General features: G+C 57.3%; 16 protein-coding genes. 10 read left to right on the plus strand and 6 right to left on the minus strand.

All coding sequences use genetic code 11. The annotated features are described in order from the left end of the window. Positions 1-10 precede the first annotated feature (10 nt). Entirely contained in the window at positions 11-1,189 is a 1,179-nt protein-coding gene (gene rnd, locus NITLEN_RS14875; protein ID WP_181416896.1) for a ribonuclease D, read from the plus strand. Here the strand turns inward: rnd and NITLEN_RS18195 are convergent. Both NITLEN_RS18195 and arsC read right to left on the minus strand, forming a co-directional pair. After that, positions 1,184-1,345: a hypothetical protein gene (locus NITLEN_RS18195; RefSeq protein WP_181416897.1), complete on the minus strand. Its 162-nt coding sequence runs from the start codon at positions 1,343-1,345 to the stop codon at positions 1,184-1,186. The two genes, rnd and NITLEN_RS18195, sit on opposite strands and share 6 nt — an antisense overlap. Continuing rightward, the gene (arsC, locus tag NITLEN_RS14880) at positions 1,342-1,692 is read right to left on the minus strand and encodes an arsenate reductase (glutaredoxin) (RefSeq protein ID WP_121990432.1); all 351 of its coding nucleotides are present in this window, start codon (positions 1,690-1,692) and stop codon (positions 1,342-1,344) included. The genes NITLEN_RS18195 and arsC overlap by 4 nt, the downstream gene beginning before the upstream one ends. A 95-nt stretch (positions 1,693-1,787) precedes the next feature. On the opposite strand from arsC, the gene NITLEN_RS14885 reads away from it, so the two are divergent. After that, complete coding sequence (locus tag NITLEN_RS14885) at positions 1,788-2,156, plus strand: hypothetical protein (protein WP_121990433.1); 369 nt, start codon at positions 1,788-1,790, stop codon at positions 2,154-2,156. A 50-nt stretch (positions 2,157-2,206) separates the two neighbouring features. Here the strand turns inward: NITLEN_RS14885 and NITLEN_RS14890 are convergent, their stop codons facing one another. Then, positions 2,207-2,596, minus strand: a complete 390-nt coding sequence (locus NITLEN_RS14890) for a hypothetical protein (RefSeq protein ID WP_121990434.1) — start codon at positions 2,594-2,596, stop codon at positions 2,207-2,209. A gap of 86 nt (positions 2,597-2,682) precedes the next feature. Next, entirely contained in the window at positions 2,683-2,853 is a 171-nt protein-coding gene (locus NITLEN_RS18200; RefSeq protein ID WP_181416898.1) for a hypothetical protein, read from the minus strand. Between the two features lie 165 nt (positions 2,854-3,018). Here NITLEN_RS18200 and NITLEN_RS14895 point away from each other — a divergent pair, with 165 nt between their 5' ends. From NITLEN_RS14895 to NITLEN_RS14910, 4 genes are all read left to right on the plus strand, one after another. Continuing rightward, the gene (locus tag NITLEN_RS14895) at positions 3,019-4,152 is read left to right on the plus strand and encodes a citrate synthase (RefSeq protein ID WP_121990435.1); all 1,134 of its coding nucleotides are present in this window, start codon (positions 3,019-3,021) and stop codon (positions 4,150-4,152) included. 129 nt (positions 4,153-4,281) lie between these two features. Beyond that, positions 4,282-4,731: an Hsp20/alpha crystallin family protein gene (locus NITLEN_RS14900; RefSeq protein ID WP_121990436.1), complete on the plus strand. Its 450-nt coding sequence runs from the start codon at positions 4,282-4,284 to the stop codon at positions 4,729-4,731. 233 nt (positions 4,732-4,964) lie between these two features. Further along, positions 4,965-6,401 (plus strand): class II fumarate hydratase, encoded by a 1,437-nt coding sequence (locus NITLEN_RS14905; RefSeq protein ID WP_121990437.1) that lies wholly within the window; start codon positions 4,965-4,967, stop codon positions 6,399-6,401. A gap of 137 nt (positions 6,402-6,538) precedes the next feature. Next, on the plus strand, positions 6,539-6,922 hold the full coding sequence (locus tag NITLEN_RS14910; RefSeq protein ID WP_121990438.1) for a nuclear transport factor 2 family protein: 384 nt from the start codon (positions 6,539-6,541) through the stop codon (positions 6,920-6,922). Positions 6,923-7,012: 90 nt separating this feature from the next. Here NITLEN_RS14910 and NITLEN_RS14915 read toward each other — a convergent pair whose 3' ends face one another. After that, positions 7,013-7,591 carry a sugar O-acetyltransferase gene (locus tag NITLEN_RS14915; protein ID WP_121990439.1) on the minus strand — a complete coding sequence of 193 codons (579 nt, stop codon included), beginning with the start codon at positions 7,589-7,591 and terminating at the stop codon, positions 7,013-7,015. 462 nt (positions 7,592-8,053) lie between these two features. Between NITLEN_RS14915 and NITLEN_RS14920 the strand changes: the two genes are divergently transcribed. Then, positions 8,054-9,406, plus strand: a complete 1,353-nt coding sequence (locus NITLEN_RS14920; protein ID WP_121990440.1) for an FAD-dependent oxidoreductase — start codon at positions 8,054-8,056, stop codon at positions 9,404-9,406. Positions 9,407-9,428: 22 nt separating this feature from the next. Here the strand turns inward: NITLEN_RS14920 and NITLEN_RS14925 are convergent, their stop codons facing one another. Then, complete coding sequence (locus NITLEN_RS14925; protein WP_121990441.1) at positions 9,429-10,289, minus strand: NAD(+)/NADH kinase; 861 nt, start codon at positions 10,287-10,289, stop codon at positions 9,429-9,431. 266 nt (positions 10,290-10,555) lie between these two features. On the opposite strand from NITLEN_RS14925, the gene NITLEN_RS14930 reads away from it, so the two are divergent. The 3 genes from NITLEN_RS14930 (at position 10,556) to hflX (ending at position 15,898) form a co-directional block, all read left to right on the plus strand. Further along, on the plus strand, positions 10,556-12,982 hold the full coding sequence (locus NITLEN_RS14930; RefSeq protein WP_121990442.1) for an ATP-dependent Clp protease ATP-binding subunit: 2,427 nt from the start codon (positions 10,556-10,558) through the stop codon (positions 12,980-12,982). A 121-nt stretch (positions 12,983-13,103) separates the two neighbouring features. Then, positions 13,104-14,192, plus strand: a complete 1,089-nt coding sequence (gene tsaD / locus NITLEN_RS14935) for a tRNA (adenosine(37)-N6)-threonylcarbamoyltransferase complex transferase subunit TsaD (protein WP_121990443.1) — start codon at positions 13,104-13,106, stop codon at positions 14,190-14,192. 197 nt (positions 14,193-14,389) lie between these two features. Next, positions 14,390-15,898: a GTPase HflX gene (gene hflX / locus NITLEN_RS14940; protein WP_245924521.1), complete on the plus strand. Its 1,509-nt coding sequence runs from the start codon at positions 14,390-14,392 to the stop codon at positions 15,896-15,898. The last annotated feature ends 24 nt before the right edge of the window (positions 15,899-15,922 follow it).

Consider the following 15,922-nt stretch of genomic DNA (forward strand, 5'->3'; position numbering starts at 1 on the left):
CTAAATCTTCGTGGACTCCACACAATACATCACGACGACAGACGGCCTTGAACGCTTGTGCGATCACCTGGCCACCGCATCACGCCTGGCCCTCGACACCGAGTTTGTCGGTGAAGAAAGTTTTGTCCCGCGGCTCGAACTCATACAAGTCGCTACTGAAACGCAGTCCGCCGTCATCGATTTTCCGGCGGTTCAGCAGTCATCCGCCCTGCAACCATTCTGGGACATTGTCCGCAATCCGGACGTGGAAAAGATTGTCCATGCGGGCCGGCAAGATCTTGATCTCTTTGCCACCCACGCGGGGACAATCCCCAAACCGTTTTTCGATACTCAAATAGCCGCCGCGATGGTGGGATATGGCGCACAAGTCGCCTATGCCAATTTGGTCTTACGTGTCCACGGGAAAAAACTCGCGAAAGCTCACACCTTCACCAATTGGAGCGCGCGCCCGCTGTCGACCGATCAACTGGCCTATGCCCTGGAGGATGTCGAATTCTTACTGGCCATTCATGACCATCTGCGCACGCGCCTCACCAAACTCGGGAGGAGTGAGTGGGCACATGAAGAATTCTCCCGACTGGAAACGATCGTCGGCGACACGCGCCGCGAACCGCAAGAGCGCTACCAACGGATTCGCGGGTGGGAGAGCTTGAAGCCGAAGTCTGCCGCCGTCCTGCGAGAGCTGGCCGCCTGGCGCGAGAGCGAAGCCAAACGCCGCAATGTGCCCCGCGGGCGCGTGATGCGAGACGAAGTCCTGCTGCAGCTCGCCCGCCATCCGCCGCGATCGGTCGACGAGCTGCGCGCCGTACGCGGCCTCCATGGATCGGAAGCGGACCGCCACGGCGAGACGATCCTCAAAACGATTCACGCCGCCAACGCGCTTCCCGCGTCTGCCTGGCCGGAGGTCCCGAAAGAGCGCAAGCCTGAACCGGAATCGACCGGTTTGGTGGAATTGCTTCAGTCCGTGATGAAGGCCCAATCCGCCGATCAGGAAATCGCGCCCACCTTGCTCGCAACGACAGCCGATATCCAGGCGCTGGTCGATGCGCGGGCTCAAGGCACCACGCCCGATCTTCCTCTGTTGCGAGGCTGGCGGAGAACGCTGTTGGGGAATCTGCTGCTTCAAGTCTTGAACGGGGAGGTCGCCGTGAAAATCGATGCCACCTCGGGAAGGCTTACCTGGTCATAGGCTGAACGATTTCAGACTATCCGTCGCGCCAAGCCCCGGCTGAGCTGAAAGGCGAGGCTGACTAATCTGCTGACTGACGGTCCGTGCCGGCTTCCGCACTGTCCAGGCGCGCGCGCCGAACGGACCGTCGGTCACAACCGGCCACACTGGTCTCACAGCAGCGACTTCACTGTCTCCGCCGGCCTGGCCAGAATCGCCTGGTCATTCTTGACCACAAGAGGCCGCTGAATCAGATCCGGATATTTCACCATCAAGTCCAGCAACGCGTCTTCCGACAGATCTTTTTTCGCCAACTCCAGTTCCTTATAGATATCCTCTTTCGTCCTGAGTACGTCCTTCGGAGAAAGCCCGGCTTTTTTCAAAATCTTCTTCAACTGATCTTTCGTAAACGTCTGCTCATAGTAATTCACTGTCGTGAACGGCGTCCCGCTATCTTTCAACATCTGCACCGCTTGTCGGCACGTGGTACAGGTCGGTTTATGATAAATCGTGATGTCGGCCATTTGTACTCCTTCTCAAGAAACCTGCCTTGACGCCATTTTTTCTGCTATGGTAGACCATTCTAGATCGGTACACATTCACTGCACCACACAATACTATGCCACTCGTCGGAACAAGTTCTTCGGGTCAGTTTTCCTGCACCGGGACCACCCTGCACACACTCCGTGAACTCCGCACCAAACGCAAGGGCCAGCCGGTCTTCGTCTTAGGCCACTTACTGGATCGAAAAGGCCAGGAAGCCACGTTCGAAGTCTTCAATGACCGGATCGCTCTGGTGAAGTTTCCCGATGGCGCGGTCATCGGCTACGATCCGCTGGAACTCCTGCTGCCGACGGAAATCGACGAGAAGGGCGTGGCTTACTTTGAAATTCGTCCTTGTGCCCAATGCGGCATTCTCTTTCCGCTGACCATCGCCGAGCGGGATGCCGACACCGAACCCACCGAGTGTCTGGGCTGCCGGACATAAAGTCCGGTAAACGGTTACTTCCGCAGGCTGTTCAGCAATACACCCGCAAGTTAATCGACCAACGGCGCAATCTCCAGCGCTTTCTTCAGCAAACAATCACCGGCAAACCCCTGTAACGCCATCGGCAACATACTCCCGTCGACCACTCGAACCGTGGTCACTCGAAAGCCTTCGCTAGAGCGCTGCCCCTCAAGTCGCATCGCGTGACAGATTTCAAGCTTCTTCCAAATCAGATTGCCGGTAATGGCCTCTGAGGCCAGCAGCTTGGTGTCGGTGACCGTCCCCTCAATCGCAATCTTTGCCGAGATTCTCGTTTTGTCTTTGGGCACTTCGCTTACCACCGCATATGCCAGCTGACCCTCTTGGGCCGGCGCACTCCCGTGCCCCATCAAGACGAGTCCCATGAGCACTGTCCCCGCGATGATCGCCGTGCGTGTCATTCAAGGCCTCCTAATCCAACCGGCCGGAAGCCGGATCCGCTCCTGCCCCCTGACGGGGACCGAGAAGATGCAGCAGGCTAGGCCGATCATCTTTTTTCCTGACGAGGATCGCCATGATTCAGCGTACTGGTTCCAATCACCTTCTGCGGAACCGTCGGCGGTGGGGGAGCCACGCCCGCCCGATCTCGCAGGCGCCAAAATACAATCGCCGCGGGCACCAACACTAATACACCCAAAATCAGCATGACGCGAAACACACCCGCACCTCATTTCCGCCGCGCAGCGCGCAACTCACAGACAGTATGCCAACCGGCATTTCTCAATTCAAGAATGACTCGCCTTGCAAGAATGCCCCGCCTTGAAGAGTCCTCTCATGATACGCTATGCATAGATTGCAATCGTGTTCACAAGGGAGATCGCCTATGCCGCACGATTTCATGCCGGGCCTGGACGGTGTACCGGCCGCCACTTCGTCAATCAGCGATGTCGACGGCCAACGCGGCGTGCTGGAATATCGCGGCATCAACATCGAGACACTCTGCGCCCAATCGTCGTTCCTCGAAACATCGTATCTGCTTCTCTTCGGCCGGCTTCCGACGCGTCCGGAGCTGGATCGCTGGACTAGTGACATCACCCATCATCGCCGCATTAAGTTTCGCATCAACGATCTCTTGAAGTGCCTGCCTGAAACCGGCCATCCGATGGATGCGCTGCAAGCCGCGGTCGCCGCGCTCGGCATGTTTTATCCTGGTCGACAGGTCAAAGACGCGGAAAACAACTACTGGTCGGCCGTACGGCTCATCGCCAAGCTGCCGACGATCGTCGCGGCCTGGGCTAGACTCCGGCACGGCAACGACCCCATCCCGCCGCAAGATGACCTCGAGTTCTCTGAAAACTTTTTGTACATGCTGACAGAACAGACACCGCATCCGCTCTGGAAAGACATCTTTGACGACTGTCTTATCCTCCATGCCGAACATACGATGAACGCCTCGACCTTTACCGGACTGGTAACGGCCTCGACGCTCGCCGATCCGTATACTGTTGTCGCCTCCTCGATCGGGGCCCTTAAGGGACCGCTCCATGGCGGGGCCAACGAAGAAGTGATTCAGATGCTCCGCGAGATCGGCAGCCCTGAACGAGCTCGGGCCTACGTGGAGCACAAGCTGGCCGGCAAACAGAAGCTCATGGGATTCGGCCATCGTGTCTACAAAGTGAAAGATCCTCGGGCCACCATTCTTCAAGGGCTCTGCGAACGGCTCTTTACCGCCTGCGGGCCGTCGCCCCTCTATGCCATCGCCGTGGAAGTCGAACGAACGGCAGACGATCTCCTGCGGGGGAAAGGCCTGTACCCGAACGTCGATTTTTATTCCGGCATCATCTACGATCAGATGCACATCGACACGGACCTCTACACACCGCTCTTCGCCATGGCCCGCGTATCCGGCTGGCTCGCCCATTGGCTGGAACAGCTGCGGGGGAACAAGCTTTTCCGTCCTGACCAGATTTACTCAGGGGAACACAATCGCCCCTATACCCCCTTGACGCAGCGCTGACCGCGCCTCTTCGCACGGCGCCCCTTGACTCGCCCCACATCGCCATTATCTCTGTTGTTGTAAGCACGACAGACGCGGCGCCGGCGTCAGGCACGACGAACACGACACATAATTCGTAGGAGGTATGCCATGACCGCTTTGATGCGTTGGGATCCGTTTCGCGAACTTGAAGAGATGTCAGCTCGACTGAATCGAATGGTGGCCCGTCCTGCAGCGAAAACCAACGGGAAGGAAGCCTTGACCGTGGCCGACTGGATGCCGACCGTCGATATCAGCGAAACCGAGGGTGAATATGTCATCCAGGCGGAATTGCCTGAGGTAAAGAAAGACGACGTGAAGGTGACATTGGAAGAGGGGGTCCTGACGATTCAAGGACAACGCCGTCAGGAAAAGGATGAGAAGACCACGAAATATCATCGGATCGAACGATCCTATGGAACATTCGTCCGGAGCTTCTCACTGCCGGACCAAGTAAACGAGAGCGGGGTAAAAGCCGAATTCAAAGACGGGGTGTTGAACCTGCACATCCCGAAATCGGAAAAGGCCAAACCGCGCGCGATTGAGGTGAACGTCGCCTGAGGATTTTGCGAATCCCGGGAACGGTTGGACGGCCCGCTCGAGCGGGCCGTTTCGCCCACCCCCTCACTCACCTCCCTCAATATGCCAGTTTCGCTGCTGTCTCCAGACCTCGTCATTTTTGATCCGGTTGCACCGCGTGACTTTCCCCGTTTGCTCTCTTGAGCTTCCACGCAGCAACCGTTTAAGATGCGCGCTCCGTTATACACATGATTGCCTAGCGAGGAGATACGCGCATGAAAAAATCAGCAGGAACACCGCCCGCAAACACCCGCATTGAACGCGACACGATGGGCGAGTTGGCCGTCCCCTCGGCCGCCTACTACGGCGTGCAAACCGCGCGCGCCATCGAAAACTTCCCGATCAGTTCTCTCCGCATGCCGCGCTCGGTCATCCGGGCCATGGGGCTGATCAAACGCGCCGCTGCCAGCGTGAATTACTCGCTGGGCCTCCTGGACAAGAAACCCGCTGACGCGATCAAGGCGGCTGCCACCGAAGTGGTCGAAGGGACGCTTGACGCCGAATTTCCGGTCGATATTTTCCAAACCGGATCCGGCACCTCCACTAACATGAACACGAATGAAGTGATTTCGAATCGGGCCACCGAACTCCTTGGCGGCGCGCGCGGGAGCAAATTGGTCCATCCGAACGATCATGTCAATTTGGGGCAGTCCAGCAACGACGTGATTCCCACGGCGATTCACATCGCCGCCGGGGAGCTGATGCAGCAGCAACTCATTCCGGCTCTGACCCGCTTGCAGAAATCTCTCGCCCGGAAAGCCAAAGAGTTCGACAAGATCGTTAAAATCGGCCGCACCCATCTGCAGGATGCCACCCCCGTGCGGCTAGGGCAGGAATTCGGCGGCTACGCACGCCAGATTGAGCTCGGCATTCAGCGCGTGAAGCGCGCGCAGGACGCTCTCAGCGAAGTGGCGCTCGGCGGCACCGCCGTCGGCACCGGGCTGAACTGCCATCCGAAATTTTCATCGAAAGTGATGGCGATCATTTCGAAAGAGACCGGCTGCACTTTCAAAGAAGCCAAAAATCATTTTGAGGCCCAGTCGGCGCAGGACTCGTTGGTGGAAGCCAGCGGGGAGTTGCGGACGATTGCCGTGAGCCTCATGAAGATCGCCAACGATGTGCGCTGGCTCGGCTCAGGCCCGCGCTGCGGGTTGGGAGAAATCAACCTGCCGGAAACACAACCGGGGTCGTCGATCATGCCGGGAAAAGTAAATCCGGTGATCGCCGAATCCGTGACGATGGTCTGTGCCCAGGTCATCGGCAATGATGTCTCTGTGACGATCGGCGGGCAGGCGGCCAACTTTGAATTGATCGTCATGCTGCCGGTCATGGCCTACAACCTCCTCCAATCGATTGAGTTGCTCGCATCCGTTTCCAACAACTTTGCCGCAAAATGTATCGACGGCATCAAGGCCAACGAAGAACGCTGCAAGAGCTTGATCGAAGAAAGCCTCGCGATGTGTACCGCGCTCGCGCCGGAGATCGGCTACGAGGCGGCCGCAAAGCTGGCGAAGGATGCGTACAAGTCCGGCAAGACCGTTCGTGAAGTGGCGAAAGAACAGAAAGTCCTTTCAGACAAACGCCTCACCGAATTGCTCGATCCCTGGCGCATGACCATGCCCGGCGGCCCGGTCGGAAGCGCCGGAGGATAGAGAGAAACAGCCAGAGTCTTCACAAACGGCAGAGTATCGCAGCCCGATCTAAGCACTCAGCCTAAGGTTTGGTTCAGCGATGCCCTGGCAGAAAGATGCGGCCGTTTCTATTGTGCCAGTAGCGGAGGAGTATGGTCATGTCACAAGCCGACGATAACAAGACTCTTGTCCTTGCAGTCCTGAAAGGAGCATTCATCGATCGCGACCCTAGCGTGGTGGATCGCTATTTCTCACCCAACTATGTCCAACACAATCCGTCCATCCCGAATGGTCCGTCCGCCATTCAGGGATTGATCCCCAACCTCGCGCCGGACTTCCGCTATGAACCGGGCATGACCGTCGCTTCGGGGGATCTGGTTATGGTTCATGGCCGCTATACGGGGTGGGGACCAAACCCCTTGGTTGCAGTGGACATCTTCCGGGTGGAGGGTGGCAAGGTGGTCGAACATTGGGACGTGATGCAAGCGGAGATACCTGCCAGCCAGACGGTCAGCGGGAACTCCATGTTCACGTTACCCTAATCACGAATTGCGAATCCTCAGAAGTTCCAGAGCCGGTGCTTGAGTTGGCACCTGCTCCCGCGAGGGCAGGCGAGCGGGAGCGCGCGACGGTCAGAGCGTGCGAAGAATTCGCGCAGGGTTTCCCACCGCAACCACGTTAGGGGGGATATCTTTGGTCACGACCGCGCCGGCTCCGATGACGCTGTTCTCTCCGATGGTGACACCGGGCAACACGATCACTCCACCGCCGAGCCAGACATTATCTCCGATCACAATGGGTTGAGCCGCTTCATACTTTTGACGGCGAGGCTCTGCCTCTACGGGGTGGGTGGGGGTCAGGAGTTGGACGTTCGGTCCGATCTGCACATCCTGGCCGATGGTGATCTGCGCCACATCCAAGGCGACAAGGCCATAGTTCGCAAAGGTTCGCGCCCCGATGGTGATGTAGGTTCCATAGTCCACGTAGATCGGCGGCTTGATGTGCACCCCGGGACCTATTGCTCCTAGCAGTTCTCGAAGAACGCCATTCGCCTCATCCCTGTCGATCGCATAGCGCGCTTCATATTCCTTCATCAGCCGGTATGCACGTCGAGACGCCGCTTCGAGTTCAGGATCGTTGGCGATGTACAACTCTCCCGCAAGCATCTTTTCTTTTTGTGTCCGGGAATCATCTTGGTTCGTGGATGCCATATGGTGCCTCCAGCCAATTGCACAGCCTCTCGCAGGCCGTGGAACAACAGTGTGTGAATAGACTCACGCCGTCTCGAATTGAGACCGCCGACCCGGACACGCATGTCCTCCTGAAGGAGGCTGACGGCATCGCGCATCCACCTCAGCTATTGATGTGCCATACAAGCTCGGAGATCCGCAAGACGGGAATCGGTAGACGCGGGGGATCCGACGATACATCCAACGTTTTAATTGTCTCGTCCAGTGCGACCTGTGCGCGAGCCTTCTGCCTGTCAGCGCCGACGAGACCCATTGCTCACCAGGCACAGAACCTTAGCGGTGACGGTGAATTCACCGGGACAGCCCGCTCACACGGTCATAGAAAAACACTAACCTCTTTGACAGTGCAAAATCCTCTATGCTAATGTCCCGAAACTGTTGGAGTTCCAGTCATTTTCTATCCACTTTTCCAGGGAACATCGCATGAGCGCACAGAGTAAGCATGTGATCATTGTGGCCGGAGCCGGACCAGCCGGAATGGCCGCGGCAAATATGCTGGCGAAAGCCGGCCATGACGTCATCATACTCAACCGCGACATCAAATTCGGCGGACTGGCAGAATACGGAATATTCCCGGCCAAGCTGAAATTGCGCGGCGGTCTCAAGAAGCAATATTGGGACATGCTGGAACAGCCGAACGTGCACTACTTCGGTAACGTGTCCATCGGCAACGGCAAAGATTTGACCGTGGAAGATGTTCGGGCGCTCGGCGCCAGTGCCGTTGTCTTTGCGATCGGCGCACAAGGCACCAAGGCCATCGGTGTGGAAGGGGATTCCGCCCAGGGCGTATTCCACGCGAAGGATGTTGTCTACCATTTCAACCGGCTTCCCGGCTTCGGCGATCGGCCGTTTGAAGTAGGCAAGCACGTGGCCGTAATCGGGGCAGGCGACGTCATGGTCGACATTGCTCACTGGCTGATTTGCTATAAAAAAGTAGAGCGCGTGACCGCCATTGTGCGGCGCGGCCCGTTGGAACGAAAATACAATCCGAAAGAGATCCGGTCAGTCTGTTCGAACATGGATGTCGAAGGCATTACCAAGGAAGTCGCGCGCATCAAGGACCGCCTTGCCGCGGTCGGTCAGAACGCCGATGAAGTCTTGAAAGGTTTGACGGACGAATTCACCAAGTGCGAGCCCGCGGTCAGCCACACGAAAATGGGGTTCCAGTTTTTGGCGTCACCGAAGCGCATCCTGGTCGACGGGAACAATCGCGTGCGCGGCCTGGAGATGGAAGACAACAAGTTAGAGCCTAAAGGCACCGACACGGCCGCCGTTGGACTGAAGCAGTATTACGAGTTCCCCTGCGATGCCGTTGTCTTTGCTGTCGGAGATAAGGTGGATGAGACAGTGGGGCTCCCCTATAAGAACGGACTCTTCGTCACGAATCCCAACAAAACAAATAACGACCCCGATGATGCCCTCTTCCAGGCCTATGACGAAGCGACCGGCAAGCCGGTGGATGGAGTGTTCCTCACCGGATGGGCGCGCAAAGCCAGCGAAGGTTTGGTTGGTGTCGCCAAGCGGGACGGGGAATGGTGCGCGGAAGTGGTGACGCGCTATCTGGAGGCCAAGAACCCTGGCCAGCCAGCCTCAGCCAAGACGGTCACAGATACGCTCACCAACCTGCTGAAGGAAAGAAAGAGCCGTCCGGTGAATCTCGCCGGACTCAAAGCGCTCGATGCCGCGGAGAAAGCCCATAGCGGCGCCACAGACTGTATCGGGGAATTCAAGTACGCCACCAACCAAGAGATGCTCAACTTGATTGACCGGCGCTAGACCACTTCGACGGGGAGATGGTTCAGCCGTCTCCCCACTTCAGCTTCTCTCGCAACACTTCGTAATAACGCGTCTCCGGAAACCGGATCAATCTCGTGCGATGCTCTGAGACGTTGATCTCGATCGTATCGCCTTGCGAAATCGCCACGCCGACCTGGCCATCCATCGTCGCCATTGCTCCGTCATCCTTACTGGTCAACGTCACGGCAATCTCCGCTTCCGCGGGAACGATCAGCGGACGATGGGTCAGGGTGTGGGGACAGATCGGCGTCAATACCAGCGACTGCACGGCTGGGGCTAAGATCGGGCCCCCAGCCGAAAGAGAGTAGGCCGTCGATCCCGTCGGCGTGCTGACAATCAATCCGTCGCCGCGCAGATTCGTCACGAACTCGCCCTGGATGGCAATTTTCAGTTCTATCATTCTCGCCAAGGTGCCCTTGCTGATGACGACATCGTTGAGGACAGCCCCCTGCGTGACCGTTTCCCCATGCCGGTGCACGTGAGTCTTGAGCATGAGCCGCTCATCCAGAACAAAGTCGTTGGCAAAGACTCGATCGAGGGAAGGGTAGAGATTCTCCAAACGAACTTCGGTGAGAAACCCCAGCCCTCCCATATTGACCCCAAGAATGGGAATACCTCGCTCGCCGGCGAGACGCGCCGCATTCAGCATTGTTCCGTCGCCACCCAATACCAGCAGCACATCAGCCTGACTGGCCAATTGTGCTTTCTGAATCCCCCCGGTCTCGCCGAGCAACGCCGCGGAGGTAATATCCAAGATCGCCACGATATTTTTCGCGCGTAACCAGGAGACCACGCTCTGCAAAGTTTCCTTCACCTCAGGAAACTTTGGCTTAGTCAGAATGCCGATACTCTTGCGCTGCATAGGAGTTCCAGATGTCTTGATCGTGGATCGGTGAAAGGTGCGGGATTGTATCGGGACGGTTCTCGGACTGTCAACGCAGCATGACTCGCGATCCAGTTTCACACGATGATAATGACAGTCGCTTCACGGTCGTTTCACATCCTTGCCGGATTCGCATGCAACCTTGACACTCGAAAAGGCGGTAGTTAGAATTAGGCCAAGATTTTCCATAGGTTCGCGCAACCAACTCAGTACTACCAGTCTAGACCAGACCATAAGGAGGCAGGATGTTCGAACGATTCACGGACAAGGGTCGGAAGATCATCATCCTGGCACGGGAAGAGGCCGAGCGGCACCAGAACGATTATCTCGGGACGGAGCACTTGGTTCTCGCAATTCTCCGTGAATCCGACGGTATCGCCCTGATGATCCTGAAAAAGATGGGACTCTCCACGGAGCAGATCCGACTCGAAATTGAGCGGAATCTTCCCGGCGGGGGCACCACGATGACGTTCGGGGAAATTCCCTTTAGCCCACGTGTCAAGAAAGTGATCGAGTACGGTGTGGAGGAGGCCAGACTATTGGGCCATAACCATATCGGCAGCGAGCATCTCTTGCTTGGCCTCTTGCGGGAAGAAGAGGGGATCGGCGGGAAAATTCTCCGCAGCCTCGGAGCCAATCTACTAACGGCCAGGCAATTAACGGTCACCTTCCTGAGAAAGTCCGCGCCGCGCGAGCGAGACCGGAAAAGTAATACCCCGGCGCTTGATGAGTTCGGACGGGATTTGACCCAGATGGCCCAAGAAGGGCTCTTGGATCCGGTCATCGGTCGCGCCGATGAAATCGAACGCGTCCTGCAGATTCTCAGCCGCCGAACCAAGAACAATCCGGTCCTCATCGGAGAGTCGGGAGTCGGCAAGACGGCCATCGTCGAAGGCTTGGCTCAACGAATCATACAGTCTGAAGTGCCGGACAATCTCTTGTCGCGCCGAGTCATCGCACTCGACCTTGGCTCGCTGGTCGCCGGCACCAAGTATCGCGGCCAGTTTGAAGAACGGCTCAAGGTCGTGATGAAAGAAATCGTGCAGGCCGGCAATATCATCATCTTCATCGATGAGTTGCACACCCTCGTCGGAGCCGGGGCGGCGGAGGGATCGATCGATGCCTCCAATATGCTGAAGCCTGCGCTGTCTCGCGGCGAGATCCAGTGCATCGGAGCCACCACGTTGGATGAGTATCGGAAGCACATCGAAAAAGACGGCGCGCTCAAGCGCCGGTTCCAGCCGATTCACGTGCAGCCCCCGAGCATGGATGAAGCAGTGCTCATTATCCAGGGACTCCGGGACCGCTATGAAGAACACCATGGCGTCGAAATTTCAGAAGATGCCATCGTCGAAGCGGTAAAACTGTCCGACCGATACATCACCGATCGGTTCCTCCCGGATAAAGCGATCGATTTGATCGACGAAACCGGTTCGCGCGCCAAACTCCAGACCTATGCCTTGCCATCTGAGTTGAAGGCGATGGAGCAGGAGCTCAAGAAGGTCTCGCGGGATAAAGAGCTCGCGATCTCGATGCAGAACTTCGAAGAAGCCGTACGCCACCGCGAAGAAGAAGAGCGGTTGCGAAAGTTGCTCGACGAATCCAAGCGTGAATGGAAAAAGAGCCAGGAAAAGAATAAGCCGACCATCGGCAAAGAAGACGTGGCCTACGTCGTCTCGAAGATGACCGGCATCCCGCTCTTTAAATTGGAAGAAGAAGAGTCGAACAAGCTGCTGCACATGGAGGACTTCCTCCACAAGCGGGTCATCGGTCAAAATGAAGCGATTTCCGCCGTGTCGCGCGCCATTCGCCGCTCGCGGGCCGGCTTGAAAGATGCGAAGAAGCCCATCGGCTCGTTCATTTTCATGGGTCCTACCGGCGTCGGTAAAACCGAGTTGGCCAGGACTGTGGCAGAGTTCTTATTCAACAGTGAAGATGCCTTGATTCGCGTCGATATGTCCGAATACCAGGAGAAATTCACTAGCTCGCGTCTCTTTGGAGCCCCTCCGGGCTATGTCGGCTATGAAGAAGGCGGCCAGTTGACCGAGAAGGTCCGCCGTCGGCCATATTCCGTCGTGCTCTTCGATGAAATCGAGAAGGCTCACCCGGACGTGTTCAACGTGTTGCTCCAAGTTCTGGACGACGGCGTCTTAACCGACAGCCTCGGCCGTAAAGTGGACTTCAAGAACACCGTCATCATCATGACCTCGAACATCGGGACCAAGATGATTCAGAAGGGTGTGTCGCTCGGCTTCCAGAGCACGGAAGGGGAGCAGGCGAGGAGAAAGAAGGAAGAAGTGATGGGCGAATTGCGCCGTTCCTTCAGTCCTGAATTCCTGAACCGGATCGACGAAGTCGTGATCTTCCATCAGCTGGAGAAGGAACAGCTCTACACCATTCTTGATATCCTGGTCCGTGAGCTGAACTCACGCCTTGTGGAAAAGGGTGTCGAGATCGAACTGGACGACGAAGTCAAACAATGGCTGATCAAAGAAGGATATGAGCCATTGTATGGGGCCCGCCCGATGCGCCGGACCATTCAGCGCGCCATCGGCGATCCGCTCTCCGATGACCTCATCAGAGGACGGTTCAAGGATAGCCGCAAGATCAAGGTTGTGCTTCGCGACGGAGCCCCAACCTTCATCGAGCAAGAGACGCTGGCGAGCGTATAACCCGTCCAGAGGAATACGCTCGCACGACAGACAGGAATTGATTCAGCATGTACCCCCTGCGGTCAATGACCGCAGGGGGTACATGCTTTTCAGCGACAGAGTGTGGTAACTCTACAGCGTCATGCCGATAAGTCCATCCGCCGCACCTCAACAATCCACAGCCTGGATCCCATGCCCGATACTGGGGATTGAATCATCCTGCGATGAAACGTCGGCTGCAATTCTGGATCGCGACGGGACCGTCCTCTCAAATATCGTATCGTCACAAGACTCGGTGCATCGCCAATTCGGCGGCGTAGTTCCTGAGCTGGCCGCACGCGCCCATCTGAGTACTATTGACCGGGTTGTCCAGGCCGCACTGCTCGAAGCACATCTATCCAAGCAGGACCTTGGGGCCATCGCCGTCACACAAGGCCCTGGCCTGGCCGGCGCACTCCTGGTCGGGCTCAATTACGCCAAAGGATTAGCCTATGGCTTATCTCTCCCGCTGATCGGCGTCAATCATCTGGAAGGTCATATCGCCTCTGCCTGGTTGGCAGATCCCACCTTCCCGTTCCCATGCATTGTCCTTGTCGTATCCGGGGGACATACCCATTTATTCAGACGAGAAGCCGACGGTCAAACTGTCCTATTAGGCCGTACGAGAGACGATGCCGCCGGTGAAGCGTTTGATAAGGGCGCACAGATGCTCGGCCTGGACTATCCTGGCGGGCCCGCGATTGATCGACTGGCTCGCCAAGGCAACCCCAAGACCATTCGCTTCCCCTTGTCTCGTTTACAGAAGAGCAGTTTGGAGTTCAGCTTCAGCGGGCTGAAAACTTCATTGCTGTATCGGCTTCGCGATATGGACGCAGCTGCACGCGCGGCCCAGGCCGCAGACCTGGCAGCGGGCTACCAAGAAGCGATCGTGCGCGTCCTCGTCGATCGAGCCTTTGTGGCAGTGCGGTCATCCGGCGTGAGGGCCTTGGCGGTCGTCGGAGGGGTTTCTGCTAACTCACGCCTCCGCGCGTTGCTCACCGCCAGAGCCCAGGCAGAAGAGATCAGACTCGCGTTACCTCCGATGGCCTACTGTACCGACAACGCCGCGATGATTGCCTCTGCCGGGAGACAATCGCTCCTCAGCGGACAACGCCCCGTCGCCGATCTTGAGATTCTTCCATCATTGCGGCCGGGCGCCTATGCCAGTCCTGCAGCCGTCCTCACACGTTAACCAAGAGGCCGCTTATTCCTGACATACAGGGCAAAACCCTCGGGCTTCGTGCCAGCCAACTCGCCGCGATCGAGCATCTCTACCGGCGACGGAATGCGGTCGATGAGGTCCTTTCACTTGAGCTGGCAACCGAGCTCTCGACGCTCTCGGCTGAATACCGACGACCGATCTCGCTGTTGCTCACCAGGCGCGGTGTCGTGCAGGAAATTATCGTGGGGACCGATATGGTGCTGTCGCCCATCACTCTGTCAAAATTTCGCGCAGGCCCTCGTTCACTACGAGGCCTTCGTCTGATTCGAACACAACTGCAAGACCGGCCCTTGAGCCAGGAAGATCTGACCGATCTCGGCTACCTGCGCCTCGACCTGATCGGCCTCCTCTCGGTGTCACAAAACGGCACCCCTGGCACACTCTATCTCGCGCACCTCCTGCCACTGAATGTCACCGGCCAGCTCTGTGAAGTTCTCAAACCAACGCCGCTACAGGAATGCCCCGTCGTCTTCGACCAATTTATCAAAAACCTTGAAACCGACTTGCAGGGAGCACTCAAGCATCACGCCGTGACGAGCGGGAGTGAGTCCGCCATACTGGTCAGTGCGTCGTCACTGGGCCGCGCCGAGCAGGAAGAACGGCTTGCCGAGCTCGCAGACCTTGCCGCCTCTGTCGGCGTCACCGTGATTGATAAGATTGCGCAGCGAATTGGAGACGGCCATCAGCGCTACCTATTAGGGAGTGGAAAACTGAAAGAAGTACTGATACAAACCCTGCATAAGGGCGCGGATATGATCATCTTTGATCAAACTCTCACGCCAGCTCAAGCACGGGCGATTGCCGAGATGACCGACATCAAAATCATCGATCGGACCCAATTGATCCTCGACATTTTTGCGCGTCGGGCCCATAGCCGGGAAGGCAAGGTCCAGGTAGAACTGGCACAATTGCGCTATCTGCTACCACGTCTCTCCGGACAAGGCACCCAGCTGTCGCGTCTCGGCGGAGGGATCGGAACCAGAGGACCGGGGGAAACGAAACTGGAAACCGATCGTCGAAAGATCCGCGATCGGATTACCCACCTGGAGCGCGAGATCGAACAATTCTCCAAACATCAGGGTCAACGCCGCGCGCGCCGGGAACGCCAGGGACTTCCAGTCCTCTCCTTCGTCGGCTACACCAACGCCGGGAAATCCACACTCCTCAACATTCTTACAGAGAGTCACGTCTCGGCGGAAAACCGCCTCTTTGAGACCCTAGATACCACCAGCCGACGGCTGCGGTTCCCGCAGGATCGGGAAGTCATTGTGACCGACACCGTCGGGTTTATCCGCGATCTTCCCAAAGAATTGGTCGGAGCATTCCGGACGACGCTGGAAGAGTTGCGCGAAGCCGATTTGCTCCTGCATGTCGTCGATGCCAGCGCACCCGACATTGATGTTCAGATGAAAGCCGTCCTGGATATCCTCGAAGAATTAGCTCTCGACAAAATCCCGCAAGTCCTGATCTTCAATAAGTGCGATCAGCTCCCCCCAGCTCAGGCCGAAGCCTTGTGCCGTCGCTATGACGCGATCGGCATCTGCGCCTTGAACGCCTCCACACTACAGCCGCTGATTGACCACCTGGCGACGCGGATCCACACCATGACCAGCACGCAGGAACCGGACATTCCTCTACAGCCGGCTCCGGATCCTGCACTTGCATCTCCGATTTAACCGGGGCAGAATTGCGCCACTTTC

The sequence above is a fragment of the Nitrospira lenta genome (genome assembly GCF_900403705.1).
In the GTDB taxonomy this organism is placed as follows: domain Bacteria; phylum Nitrospirota; class Nitrospiria; order Nitrospirales; family Nitrospiraceae; genus Nitrospira_D; species Nitrospira_D lenta.